Annotated in this window: 3 protein-coding genes; all 3 read right to left on the bottom strand. The window is 69.1% G+C overall.

Annotated elements, in window-relative coordinates; genetic code table 11:
* Positions 1 to 77 precede the first annotated feature (77 nt).
* From ACIQWG_RS09035 to ACIQWG_RS09025, 3 genes are read right to left on the bottom strand one after another with little or no spacing between them, the layout of a single operon-like run.
* Positions 78 to 4,238, bottom strand: coding sequence for an Eco57I restriction-modification methylase domain-containing protein (locus ACIQWG_RS09035; protein ID WP_404092296.1), 4,161 nt, complete (start codon positions 4,236 to 4,238; stop codon positions 78 to 80).
* Positions 4,238 to 7,174: a helicase-related protein gene (locus tag ACIQWG_RS09030; RefSeq protein WP_404092293.1), complete on the bottom strand. Its 2,937-nt coding sequence runs from the start codon at positions 7,172 to 7,174 to the stop codon at positions 4,238 to 4,240. The genes ACIQWG_RS09035 and ACIQWG_RS09030 overlap by 1 nt, the downstream gene beginning before the upstream one ends.
* A gap of 29 nt (positions 7,175 to 7,203) precedes the next feature.
* Positions 7,204 to 13,494, bottom strand: coding sequence for a protein kinase (locus tag ACIQWG_RS09025; RefSeq protein ID WP_404092290.1), 6,291 nt, complete (start codon positions 13,492 to 13,494; stop codon positions 7,204 to 7,206).
* Positions 13,495 to 13,874 lie beyond the last annotated feature (380 nt).

The raw sequence follows: 13,874 nt of genomic DNA, 5'->3' as shown, positions 1-13,874 counted from the left end.
GAGGGAAGCCGGTCAGGCTGCTGCGCGTACTGCGAGTCGCTCATGTTCCGTGGAGCTCCTGTCTCTGGGACGAGCTGTCAGGCGGGGTGGCGGGGGCCGTGGCCCGGGGGCGGGGTGAGCGTGGAGGTGTAGGTCTCGCCGTCCACGAGGGGCTTCTCCAGGCTCAGGCCGGCGGTGGCCATGCGGTCGTACTCGGTGAGCACGAGCCGCTTGGTGCGGTACTCGCCGTACTTGGCAATCTCGTTGTTCTTCAGGCCACCCGACTCCGACTGGAAGGTCTCCAGGATGTAGTCGGTGTCCTCGGCGGAGATGCCGTACAGGTGCAAGAAGTACGCGTCCAACTCGGCCCGCAGTTGCGCCCGCCGTGCCTCGTCCCAGCGGAACGGCTCGCCCTCGTCGTTCAGATCGTGGGCGAGGGGGGTCATGTCGTATGCCGTGTATACGAGTTCGAGGACTCGGGATAGGAGGAAGGGGAGGTGGGGCTCGAGGGTGATGGGGGTGGGGACGGGGAGTTGCTTTACCACCATTCGGTTCAAATGGATGCCACCGACCTTTTGGCGGGCAACGTAGTCATACACGATGGAACTCTGCGTTGCGACCAGTGCAGCCGCGAGTGCTGGTGAGTGTGACGGCAGCATGAGTGGAAACGTGTAGCTCACCGCGGACACAGGCAGGAACGCTGGGATTGCAGTGCGCTCGTCGGTTGTACGGCAGACGTCGCGTGATCCGATCAGCCAGTCGTTTCGCCAGTTCAGCTCTTCAAGCCGGGCTGATACGCCTGGAATTCCACATTCCTTGCTCTTGCGTACGGTTCGGATGAGTCCCGTCTCCTGCACCCAGTAGCGAGGCTGCGCTACTCCATGAGGGTCCTGCTTGTCGTCCAGGTGAAGGCGCTCGTACTCGTCATTGCCGAGACCAACGTAACTATTCCATCTGTGATCGAAGTGGTGGACCATCTTGCCTTCATAGACGGGCAACATTCGCTCTCCGTCACGAACAAAAACGTTACCCTCAAGGTGCCACCCAGCACTGTCCAAGTCCTTCCGAGTGCGGAAGAGGTCCGAGTCGTCCGTCATGTTGAAATGGTTGTTGAACCTGATGCCCCATCGATTACCGCCACTGCGCCCCTCGTGCCACAACACAGGAATCCGCCGGTAGATCCCAGCCGTCAGTTCTGCGTCCCGACGGGTCCGGAAGATGGGAAGCGTGCCCGTATTGGGGTTGATGAGAGTGAGGTCCTCGGGACTGAGGGCAAAAACACGCTCGGGGTCATCAAGTTCCGTGATCTCCGAGAGGAAGAATCCGAAGCGCGCGGCTGGCTTCCGCGCAGCCCGGCCGGTAAGCGAGAGCAAACAGAACTTGTAACTGGAGTGCACGCTCTCGAACCACTTACCCCCCTGCGGCAGCGCAGGACTCCTGGGACGTCGGTTCTCGAAGTCGTACAATGAGACTAGCGCCCCGCGCCGCGTGAAGTCCGAGAATAGGTGCTGCGAGCCCGCACCTGTCGCGATTGCCGTAGGCAGGATCACACCGAACCGCCCTTCCGGTGCGACCACGCTCGACATTCGCTCGGCGAACAGCGTGTCTGTTTGAAGAGAGTTGACGCCCTTGACCGTCAACCCCTTCGCACACAACGGAAAGACCTCTGAATCCCCCGCGAAATGGAACGTCCCCTTAACAGTCCGACGCACCTCCCGATACCGCGTCCCCTCCACGGGATGCTCCTGCTCCCACTCCACAATCCGCGTCCGCCGAGCCGTCCCCGAGATCGCCGCGATCTCCGGGTCGACGACACTGAAGTACTTCTTGTCCTCGAAGTCGACCTTGTCCCACGGTGGATTCCCCACCACACACGAGAATCCACCTGCCCAACCCGTATCCGGGTCGACGCTCGACTCAGCCCCCGCTCCCGCGCCCTCCTCTGGCACTCGGAACACCTCAGGAAACTCCAAGTGCCAGTGGAAGAACGCGTACTGTTCCCGCAACCGCACGATCTCGTCATGCGTCGACTGCGGCGCGGCATCCCCCTCGGGGTCCTCCAGTCCCCGGAACACCTGGTGCGTAATGACCGGCGGCGCATCCTCCCGCTTCACCCACACGAATGCCGCGCACCATGCATCAGCGAGATGCAGTGCCCGCAAGTACTCCGCCGATGTCGCCCACGCCTTGAACGCCTCCTCCTTGCGCCGTACCTGCGCCAGATTGCGCGCGGGCGCGGACGTGATGCGACGCAGGCCGGTGGCGAAGCCGGTGTTGGAGACATTCGGCTCGCGCTCCTCCGCTTCGAATAGGAGGCCCTGCCCGGCGCGCTGCTGCTCGTTCTCGGCGAACAGCCTCTTGGCGTACGCCTCGTCGTCCCCCTCCGTCTTCTTGAAGGCCCGGCTGCGAATGCCGTCCTTCATCAGCGCCGGCGTGGCCCCGATGAGGCCGTTGCCGTGCTTGACGTGGGCGTCGAGGAAGCCGAGGGGGCGGCCCGCCTTCATGGCCTCCAGCCACAGGGACACCTTGGCCAGCTCCACGGCCATGGGATTGAGGTCGACGCCATAGACACAGCGGGCGACGACTTCGTGCATGGCCTCACCGACGGCATCGACCGTCGGCTCGGGGTTCCGCTCCCGTACCGACGCGACCCGCTTGGCGATACGCCGGGCGGCAGCGACGAGGAAGTGGCCGGAGCCGCAGGCCGGGTCGCAGACCGTCAGGGACAGCAGTTCCTCGAGGATCCTCTCGGCGGGGTCGGAGGCGCCCTCGGTCCGCGCCCGCTCCTCGCCCCGCGCGACAGCGGCGTCTATCACCGGGTTCAGCGTGGATTCGAGCAGTGTCTCGGTCAGCGCGGTCGGGGTGTAGTAACTCCCTGTCTTCTTACGATCGTTGCCCGCCCGGTCCACCAACTCGAAGGTACGCTTCACCGCGCTGTGCTTCGGCACCAGTTCCAGCAGCGCCTCGTACACCGACCCCAGCTCCTCGGCGCCCATGTGCCGGTAGTCGGCGGAGCGCCAACGCCCGGAGTCGGCGTCGCGGACGCGGGCGAGGTGCCGTACCGCCTCCAGGAAGTACCGGTTGGAGAGCCGGGCCCCGCGCAGCGGCGCGTCCGCTTCCGTCGCGTTGAACAGGCCGCCGAGGCCGGGCAGCCCCAGCTCCGGTCGACCCTCCTCCTCTCCCAGCGCGGCCAGCACCAGCTGAACGGCCTCGTACTGGTCGCTGTGCGCCGTGCCCTGCCTGCGCTGGGACCGCTCACGCAGCCGGGCCGTGGAGAAGTAACGGTGATAGCGGTCGCGGGCCTGTTCGTCGGCCTCCGGGTCCAGAAGGGCGTTACGGTCCTCGGCCACAAAGAGGAAGATCAGCCGGTAGACCAGGCGCAGCAGTGCCGACTGGAGCGCCGACGGGTCCAGCTCCTCCCGAAGGGCCGTGTTGTCGGGATGGCGCAGGAAGCCCGTGCCGAGTGCGGCCAAGCCCTGCTGGACGCCGTCGCGGTAGTGCTCCAGGGCGCGCGTGCCCGACTCGATGGCCGCCGTGCGCCAGGCTTCGAGCCAGCACGTGGACGGCGGCGCCGCCTCCGCCACCTCGAACCGCGAGGCGTGCAACAGTCGGTACAGCAGCACGAACTCGCTGAACAGTTCGCCGTCGAAGACCGCCTCGAGGTCGAACTCGACGTACGACGCTGTGGCGAGCGCGTTGGAGTCCCGGAGCAGGCGGACCTGGCGGCCGTTGGTCAGGACGCCCCACAGGTGGGCCTCCGTGCGGTTCAGGCACTCCTGGAGCATCGACTGCGGCAGGACTGTGCCCGCGCCGCCCGGCCGCTTGTCCAGGTCTGCGTTCCACGCCGTCTGGTGAATCAGGGCGTGGCCCCAGCGGTGGGAGACCGGGAACTTCTTCTCCGGGTCGGAGTCGGCGGTGATGCCCGCAGGGCCGACCGCCGCAAGCCGGCCGAAGCCCAGCTCGCGCCAGAGCGGCGCCAGCCAGTCGGTGTCGGCGATCCCCGTCGGGTCGGCGGCCGGGACACCCGTCTCCTGGTTCTCCGGCAGGCGTGTGCGCAGTTCCCGCCACAGCGGCTTCAAGTACTCCCAGCTGCGCTCCGCCTCGTCCCGCACGGAACGCGACGACGGCAGGCCGTAGTCGGCGGACTTACAGCCGGGGACGTCCTTGCCCTCCGAGATCCTGAGCAGCATGTCGGCCGGCAGCAGCCCCCCGACCGTGTGGACGGCGGTGAACACCTGGTTGCGGGCGGTTGCGGACATCAGGCGGATACTCCAACCGAAACAGAAGCAGCAGCGGGCAGGTAGACGTAGGCGCCGAGGATGTCGGCCGGCTTCTGCGCCGTCACCGACAGACCTCGGACGATCTCGCCGGACGCGGCACGCACTCGGCGGTGGGCCGCGTCCAACTCGGCGGCCAGCTCTGCGCCGTATGAATCCAGATAGCCGTTCACGTCCGGCAATTGGTCGAGGATTCGCGTCATCGTCCGCTCGCCGAAGTGCGGGTCGGTGTTGTCCGACGCAGTCGCGTCCAGCAGTTCCGCCGCCCGCTCCTGCGGCAGCCATAGCGCGTTCCTCGGCGCGCCCTCGAACGCCAGCAGCCGCGCGTCCTCCGCCACCAGCTGCCGCTCACCATTCCTCGACGGCAGAGTGAGGTGGAAGCGGTACCGGACCAGCAGCAGTGTCGTCCTTGTGCTCACCGCGTCCGTCGTGATGACCCCGCAGCGGCGCGCCGGACGGGCGCCCTCCGCCTGAGCGTCCAGGGCGGCGTTCAGCACGTGGGACGCCAGTGCGCCCACCACAGGGTCCGTGCGGACCAGGGCCGCCTCGCCTCGCGCCACCGCGGGGTCGCTGCGGAACGGGATCTCGCGATCCTTCTCGATCACCTCCGCGCCCACGGTCGACGCGAGAGCATCCCGCAGACCCATCGGCGTGCCGCCGACCTGGGCCGTGAAGTCGTCGCCGTGGTCGCGCAGCACGGCGTTGAGCGCGCCCAAGGACTCCCGTACGAACGTCCGGATCTCCCCCGCCCCGCCCAGCGCCTCCCGGATCGACGCGACCTCCCTGGCCACCTCCTCCGGGTGGATGGAACGCTGTGCGAACCGGGAGCGGGACTGCCGCTCGCGCTCCGCCGCCGAGTTCCAGTCGCTGTCCAGCTTCGCCGTGCTCACCTTGAACGCGTCCGCGCTGAACAGCGCGTCCTCGTTCTCCCGGCCGCGCATCAGCAGCCACTCCACGATCGCGTCCGTCACGCCCGTCGACAGCTCGTCGGGGACGGAGACCGAGATGCCGAGGTCCTTCTTGATCTGGCGGTGCTTCTTGATCAGCACCTCCAGGACCTTGCCGTCGATGCCGTTGTCGTCGCCGTACAGGGTGATGACTCGGACCTCGTCGCGGCGCTGGCCATAACGGTCGACACGGCCCTCTCGCTGATCATGGCGCGTGGGGTTCCAGGCGAGGTCGTAGTGCACCACCGCGTCGAAGTAGTGCTGGAGGTTCACACCCTCCGACAGGCAGTCCGTGGCGATCAGGACCCGGCGGGCCGCCGCGTCCTCGCCGGCCTCCGCCGCCAGCGCCTCGATCCGCTCGATGCGCTGCTGCGGCGACAGCTCGCCGGTGACCGCCTTGACGACCGTCTTCGCGCCCAGCGGGCCGCGCTTCTTGGTCTCCGGGTCGTTCGCGAGCTGCTCGGCCAGGTACTTGGCCGTCGGGATGTAGCGGCAGAAGACGATCGGGTTGTAGCCGTCGGCCAGCAGCGCCTTGAGGTGCTTGATGAGTGCCTTCAGCTTCAGGTCCTTCTCGGGGCCTTTCAACTGCTCGGCCAGTTCCGCCATTTCGGCCAGCTGCGACTTCACCGGGCCCTCGTCCGTCTCCGCGCCCGGCGCCACGTCCATGCCCTCCATGGCGTCACTGTCCGCCGCGTCGCTGTTCAGCGGGGCGCCCAGCTTGTCGGCCTCCTCCGCCGACGCCGCGATCGCCGCCGCCGAACGGGTCGTGAGGGTCTGCGCGGCCGCCGCCGGGGACGACACCAGCGAGCGCAGCAGCGCGATCGCCGACCACCAGGCGATACGGGCCTCACGCTTGCCCTGGCCGCCCGCCTGCTCGACCCGCTCGCTCGCGTAGGCGATCGCGTCGTCCAGCAGGGCCCGGTACTCAGGGGACAGCTTGTACGTCTCGTCCTTGAAGAAGCGGTCCGAGGGGAAGGCGGTGCGTTCGGCGAGGGAGTCGTCCGCCAGGCCGTCCTCCTTGGTGAGGTACTGGCGTACGTCCGCCCGCTTGCGGGCCACGAAGTGCTGTGCGAGCAGCTTCCGGCCCGACTCCGACTCCAGGTTCACCTGCGCCAGCTCCGGCTTGACCAGGCCGAGCAGGTTCCGGAAGGCCGACTCCTTGCCGCTGTGCGGGGTCGCGGTCACCAGCAGCAGATGACGCTTGGCGTCCTCCGCCACTCGGCGCAGCAGCTCGTAGCGCAGCTGGTTCTGGGAGTTGGCCGAGGTGTCGTCGGCCGCCACGCACGTGTGGGCCTCGTCGACGATCACCAGGTCGGGGCAGTGGCGTACGAAGTCGTCGCGATGGCGGGTGGACTTGATGAAGTCCGTCGACACGATCACGTTCGGGTACCTGTCGAAGAGGGACTGGCCCAGGTCGAGGCCCCGCTCCAGCCGCGACACCGTCGAGGACAGCACCAGCTCAGCATCGATGCCGAACTTGCTGCGCAGCTCCTGCTGCCACTGCTCGGCCAGTGCCGGGGAGCAGAGCACCGCCAGCCCGGTCGCCTCGCCCTGCGCCAGCATCTCTCTCGCGATCAGGCCCGCCTCGATGGTCTTGCCGATACCGACGTCGTCCGAGATCAGCATGCGGACCGTCTTCTGGCGCAGGGCCATCAGCAGCGGTACCAGCTGGTACGCGCGCGGCTCCACCGCGATGCCGGCCAGCGAGCGGAACGGGCCCGCGCCCGAACGGAAGCCCACGCGCAGGGCCGTGCGCAGCAGGCCCGCCGCACGCTGGTCGCCGAGGTCGGTCGGCTCCGGCGGGGCGAAGCGGGCCTCCTCGACGGGCTCGAAGGGGAACACCGCCGCGATGTCGTCGTCCGAACCGCCGAGCGGACGCAGGACGAGTAGGTCGGGCTCGCTCTCGGGGAGTACCACCCACTCGCGGCCACGAGCCTTCACCAGGGATCCGGCGGAATACGTGAATGCCATAGCGATCTTCAAATCCTCTGGGTGGGTGACTAGTGGGCGGCCGGGGAGCCGAAGTAGCGGGTGTTGGCGGCGGCGATGGCGTCCCAGTCGCCGCCGTGCGGGAAGCGGACCACGTCCCAGGTGGCGTCGAACAGCCGCTCCTCGGCGTCGGCGTCGCGCAGCGCGCTCGGCTCGGTGTCCGGGCCGTCGACGAACACCGCGACGTTGGCGCCCGGGAGCCGGTAGACGAAGTCCGGTGCGGCGTTCGCGTCGGTCAGGAAGGCGTCCTTCTCGTCGGGAAGCCGCAGGCCGCGCGCCTTCGCCCAGCCCAGGAAGTCGCCCTGTGCGGCCAGTTCGGCCGCCGACGTCTCGACGGCCGTGGGAGCGGCCGGGGTTTCGGCCAGCAGCCGCCGGTACTGCTCCGACCGCGACTCGCCCCGCGACTCCCGCTGCGCCGTCGCCGACGCGAACCGCACCAGCAGTCCGGCCACCGTGTGCCGGTTGATCTGGGCGTGGTCGAGCTGGTTGCCGTATGTGAGGAGGCACTCGTAGCAGCCGAGCGCGCAGGCTCGTCCCGGGCGATGCTCCTCGCCGCCCTCGTCCTTGCCGTTCGCCGAGAAGTGGCAGATCTCCAGGGCCCGGCGGGCCGCCTTCGCGAGGGCGTCGTCCTCGGCCTGGAGTCGGCGCAGGACGCCCGCGCCGCCCTCCGCCGCCTCCATGAAGAGGATGCGGCGTCTGGGGCCGTCGTCCGGCGGCAGTAGCTCGCTGGAGAGTTCGGCGTCCTCCAGCTCGAAGGCGGCCTCGATGCCGCGCTCCAGCGCGTACATCAGCGTGAGCGCGATCGGCTCCGGCAGGGCCTCGTCGAGGGTGACCACGAGGACGTTGCGGCGGTCCTCCACGAACGGGATGACCCGCTTCTTGCGGCGCCGTTCGTTTCCGTCCGCGTCCACCAGCGGCAGCTCGCTGGAGTCTCCGGACGCCTCGGACGCGTCCTTGTCGTTCATCCAGCGCCCGTCGGCCAGATCCAGCCAGTAGCCCGGCGGCTCGTCCGTACGGGCGCGCACCCGGCCGGAGTTGGTGATGCGGACGGTCGCGGAGTCGCCGTAGGTGATCTGCGCCAGCTCACCGTCCGGGGCGGCGATCGTCGCGTTGAGGCGGCCCTTGCGGACGCCGTGGTCGTGGAAGCGGTACGACGTCTCCAGCCGGAAACCGGCCCGGCGCCGCTCCTCCTCGTCCGAGGAGATCCGCTCCCGGCGGGTGGTGTACACGGTGTGCAGGTGCAGCAGGCCGTAGGTCGCCGCGCCCAGCGGCTCGTTGCAGAAGCCGCAGCGGTCCTCGCGCTCCTTGGGCTCGTGGTGGTAGCCGCAGTTCGCGCAGCGGCGGGCCTCGCCCGTGGTCAGCTCGCCGGAGGAGTCCGGGGGCAGCTGGATGCGCGTGACCTGGTAGCGGGCGCCCTCGTGGTAGATCAGCGAGCCGGGACCGAACTCGCGGATGGCGAGGAAGCGGGGGCGCTGGAGGTAGTCGCCGTCGCCGCGGCGGCGGCCGATCGTCGGGATGTACGCGGCGAGCGGCAGGCGCGGGAAGCTGTAGCCGGGCAGGAAGCCCTCGGAGGCCAGGTAGCGGTAGGGGTTGAAGTCGGAGAGGACCGACTTGCTGTCGACGCTCTCGTTCATCAGCAGGTTCAGCTGTGTCTCGGCCTCGCGGCGGCGGGCGTTGGCGCGGTTGCGGTCGCCTTCGGTGAGGCTGTAGTCGAGGCGGCGCTTGTTCTGGACGTACTGGTCGTCCAGGGCAGCCCGGAAAAGGCTGCGCCAGCGGTCGAAGGCACGGTCGAAACGCTCGGCGACCGTCCGGACCTTGTCGTCGATCCAGTCGTCGTGCCACCACGTGGTGTCGGCGAAGTCCTTGAACAGCGGGCCGAGGACGCGCAGCGCCGCGTTCACCGTGCGCCGCTGGGCGCCGTCGTCGTGGGCCGCGTCCCGGATGTCCGGCAGCAGGTGCAGGGCCGGGTCCGGGCGGTCGCCGGAATCCGGGTACGCCACGTCGAGCACGTCCGGGACGGAGCGGCCGAGGCGCAGACCGGCCTCGGCGATCCAGATGCCCTGGAGGTGGGAGAGGACCAGGTCCTCGTTGGCCAGGTCCAGACGGGGCGGGGCGACCGCTCCCGCCACCATTCGCTCGGAGCGGCGGAAGTAGTACTGGTCGTGGCTGTTGCCCGTCGCGCAGTACGTCGTCACTAGTGCCGGCTGGCCGCTGCGGCCCGCGCGGCCCGAACGCTGGGCGTAGTTGGCGGGCGTGGGCGGCACGTTGCGCATCATCACCGCGTTGAGCTCGGAGATGTCGACGCCCAGCTCCATCGTGGGGGAGCAGTACAGGAGCTTCAACTCCGCCTTGCGGAAGGCCTTTTCGCGCGCCTCGCGGTCCTCCGGGGACACCTGGGCGGTGTGCTCGCGGGCGTACAGGCCGGACAGGGCGTCGGCGGTCTCCCGGTACAGCTTGAGGAAGAACGTGTTGATGCGCGGGCCGTCGCCGCTCTGGTACGTGCGGGTCAGCGGGTCGTGCGCGCCCGACTCGCCTTTGCCCGCGCGCCACACCAGCGACTGGGCGGCCACCCGGTAGCCGGTCATGGTCGGGGAAGACGCCCTGCGGTAACGGCCGGCGCGCTGCGGGGCGACTTCCACCTCCTTGACCAGGCCCGCCTTGGTCAGCACCTTCAGCAGCTCCGCGATGATCAGCTGCAGGTCGTCCTGGTCCAGGTCGCGGAAGGTACGGTCGGTGCGCCGCAGGAACTTGCCGAACCTGCCCCGCGCCGACAGGAACAGGCTCGAACGGTCCGTGCCCCGCCGGGACGGGTGAGGGTAGGCAGTGCCGACCCGGGGCTTGTCCGCGGAGGACAGCACCCACGGGTCGACCAGCCTTTCCTCGCTGGCGCGCTGGAGGGAGTCGAAGGCGTCGTCACGGAAGTACGACACGTCGATGGCGAGCGAGCGGCGCATCTCGTCCAGCAGGGCCTTCATGACCTCGGCCCGAAGCGCAGGGTCGGCGTCGCGCAGCGCCTGGTGCGTGCCCTCCCAGCGGTCCTGCTTGTCGGCGACCCAGCCCAGGTCCTCGTAATCGATCTCCAGCAGGCCCGTCTGCTCCAGGTTGGGCATGGTGATGCGCCAGCCACGCTCCAGGTCGAGGTAGAGCCGGAAGGCGACCACGTCCCGCAGCGTGCGGGCCGCGTTGCGGGCCAGCGACGGCGGCAGCTCGGTCTCGCCGGTGTAGTCGGCGGGGGCGATGGCGAGCGCGTTGGTCACCTCCGAGGCTAGTTCCTCGTGGTGCAGGCCTTCCTCGCCGGCGTCCACGGCCGCCCGGTACAGGGCCCCGCGCAGCTGGGTGATCTGCACGAAGTCGTTGAAGTGGCCTGCCTGGAGGGAGGCGTCCTGGCGGTTGTCGACGAACGTGAGGAGCTTGCGTGCCCTCGGGTCGAGGGCCTCTTCTGGTACCGACTTCAGCGAGCGGACGATGGACGCCGACACCAGCGAGGTCGCTGAGGAGCGGCCTTCCTGGTCCAGCGTCGCCAGCTTTGCGAAGTCCCGGCCGCGCGTCTGCTCGTAGGCCACACCACAGTGCAGGCAGAACAGGAACGGCGAGGGGATGAACGCGGCCTTCAGCTCACCCTGACCCTCGCGTCCGGACGTGTCGACGGTGACGGCCTTCGGCACGCGGTCGCGGTAAGGGCGCTTGACGACCTCCTGGCCCTTGTCGTCCAACTCCAGCCAGGATTCGGGCAGTCGGCGGTCGTCCACCGCGTACTGCACGTTGGACGGCCACTCGCGCTCGTGGTCGACGTAGAGGTAGCCGTCGCCCTGGCGGCCGCCGGTCGCCGAGGTGTCGCGACGGGCCTCGTATTGAACCTCGCCGCCCTTCTCGGTACGCCACACCGTCAGGTACTCCTGGCCGCACTCCCGGCAGAAGGCCAGGGGCATCAGCAACTTGCCCCCGCTGCCCGGCTGTTCGAGCTGGTAGGAGCGGGTCAGGTGGCGGGAGGACTTCTCCTCCAGGGTGACGTAGACGGTGTCGCCCTTGGAGAGGAACTGGTGCAGGCGGAACGCGAACAGCGGCCGTTCGTTCCGCGGGTTGAGCGCCTGCGAGCCGGCCTCCAGCGTCGCTCGGATCGCTTTCGCGCACTGCTCCTCGTCGACGCCCGACATCTCGTGCAACTCCCGTGCCGCAACCTCGATCTGGGTCGGCGGCCGGCGTACCAGGCGGCCCGTGGCCTCGTCTTCGACGAGGCCGAAGCGGTCCTCGATCCAGCGGGCCAGCGGGTCGCGCGCCAGGTCGTCGTAGGCGCGCGGGGCGGGGGAGGTCAGGCGTTCGGCCGGTACGGTGTCGGGTGCCTCACCCGTCGCGCGGACCAGGGTCTCGCCGATGACGTGCTCGGGGCGGACCGTGGTGCCGAACAGCGTGCTCGCCACACCGGCGACCACCTGCCGCTGGTCCTCCAGCGTGCCCTCCGTCGACATGGTGGCCGACGTGCCGATGCACTGCAGGTTCTCCGCCTGGCAGGCCTCGCGTACGCGGCGGATGAGCAGTGCGACGTCGGCGCCCTGGCGGCCGCGGTAGGTGTGCAGTTCGTCGAAGACGAGGAACTCCAGGCCCCGCGCCATCCTGATGAGGCTCGCCCGGTCGGCCGGGCGGGTCAGCATCAGCTCCAGCATCACGTAGTTGGTGAGCAGGATGTCCGGCGGGTTGTCGCGGATCTCCTTGCGCTTCTCGTCATCCTCCTGGCCCGTGTAGCGGGCGAAGGTGACGGGCTCGCGGCCCGCGCCGTAGCCGTCGCGCAGGAACTTCTCCAGCTCGCGCAGCTGGCTATTGGCGAGCGCGTTCATCGGATACACGATGATCGCCCGCACCCGCTTCGGAGCGTTCGGGCCCTCCTCGTCGCGCTCGTGCAGCACCTTGTTGACGATCGGGACGATGTAGGAGAGCGACTTGCCGGAGCCGGTGCCGGTCGTCAGGACGTACGACGCCCCGGAGGCGGCGGCGTCGATGGCGTCGCGCTGGTGCCGGTGGAGGAGCAGCGGCCGGCCGTCGCAGACGGTGCTGCCCTCGGTCTTCCTCGCCTGGAAGATGCGGGCGCACTCGGGGTGCAGCACCTTCTCCTGCGCGAGCTCGACCACGGTGCCGCCGCCCTGGAAGAACGGGTTGAGCGACAGCCATGGGTTCGGCCACTGGGACTTCTCGTCCAGGTCCTTCTCGACGTAGGCCTTGATGCGCTCGTCGCGGATGACGGTGCCGCCCTCGGTGAAGGAGCGGTAGTCGCGGATCAGGTTCTGGTGGACCCCGAAGACGTCCATGCCGGCGCCGGAGCCGGTCACCGGGGTGGGCTGCTGCGGCAGGACGGTCGCGGGGGCGGGGGCGGCCTCGAGCAGGGGGAGTGTCGGGTCCCGCTCGATCCATGCGGGTACGAGGCAGGTGTCGTCCGCGGGTACGGCGAGCGGGAGCAGTGCGTCCCGTACGGTCACGGCGTCGGCGGGGCGGTCCGCGGGGTCCTTTGCCAGCAGCCGGTCCACGAGGCGGGCGAGTTCGGCGGGGACCTCGGCGCGGATCGCGCGGACGGGGCTGGGGTCCTGGTGGACATGCCGCTCCGCGAGCTCGTACGCCGACTCGCTCGTGAACGGAGGGACGTCGACCAACATCTCGTACAGCACGCAGCCCAGCGCGTACAGGTCGGCGGCCTGGGTGACCTGCTTGGCCTGGCACTGCTCCGGCGCCATGTAGCGGGCGGTGCCCACGCTGACACCGGTACTGGTCAGGCGGGTCTGTTCCGGGTCGTCGACGATGCTGCCCATGCCGAAGTCGAGCACCTTGACCGTGCCGCCCCGCGTGAGCATGACGTTGGCGGGCTTCAGGTCCCGGTGGACCACGCCCTTCGCGTGCGCGGCGGCGAGGCCTGCGGCGATCTGGGCGCCGATGGCGGCGGCCCAGGCCACCGGGAGCTGAGACTCCTCCTCGATGAGGTCGCGCAGCGACTCACCGTCCAGGAACTCCATCGCCAGGTACGGCAGATCGTCGCAGTCTGCAGCGATGCCTCCTGCAATGAGCCTGGTGATGTTGGGGTGATGATCCAGCTGGCGCATGATGTTCACTTCGCGGGCGAAGCGTTCCACGGCCTTGGCGTCGCCGCCGGTATCGATCGGGCCCCCGGTGCGGCGACGCAGGATCGTCTTCACGGCGACGGTGCGTTCGGGCGAGTTCGCGGGAGCGTTCAGGTCCTCGGCCTGGTGGACCTCCCCCATGTTGCCTCTGCCGATGACGCGTCCGATGCGGAATCTGCCGTCGACGAGCTCGTGGCTCACTGCCGCTCCTCTGCCTGCTGCTCGCGTTCTCGCGGTTCCGAGACGGAACGCGCCCCCTGATCTGCCACCCCACGGCCCATCGTGTCAGAACAGACAGTGAGGCAGTCGTTACCGTACACGATGGCGAACCAATTTCATATGGGTTCAGTCTGTTGACATCGTCAACGTGCCACTCCTAGCCTTTCCGCGAAGCGAGCGGGGGTGGATGGTGTGCAGGATCGAGCCGTCGGCGAAGTGGCCGCGTCCAGCTTGAGGGCTGCGGTGGGGGAGATGCTGTCCCGGTTGCGACATGCCGCTGTGAACGGCGTCGTGCCCGAGTCGGTCTTCGCGCAGAACGTGCAAACCCTCGGGCTCGGCCGGGCCGAACGGGACAGGCTGCG

This window comes from Streptomyces sp. NPDC098781, from assembly GCF_044759995.1.
In the GTDB taxonomy this organism is placed as follows: Bacteria; Actinomycetota; Actinomycetes; order Streptomycetales; family Streptomycetaceae; genus Streptomyces.
Note: the sequence above shows the minus strand (reverse complement) of the source record. Positions and strands in the feature narration are given on the sequence as shown.

Bases quoted from the DNA above. Each gene is read 5' to 3' on its own strand.
- ACIQWG_RS09035 (WP_404092296.1), bottom strand. From the start codon at position 4,238: ATGTCCGCAACCGCCCGCAACCAGGTGTTCACCGCCGTCCACACGGTC.
- ACIQWG_RS09030 (WP_404092293.1), bottom strand. From the start codon at position 7,174: ATGGCATTCACGTATTCCGCCGGATCCCTGGTGAAGGCTCGTGGCCGC.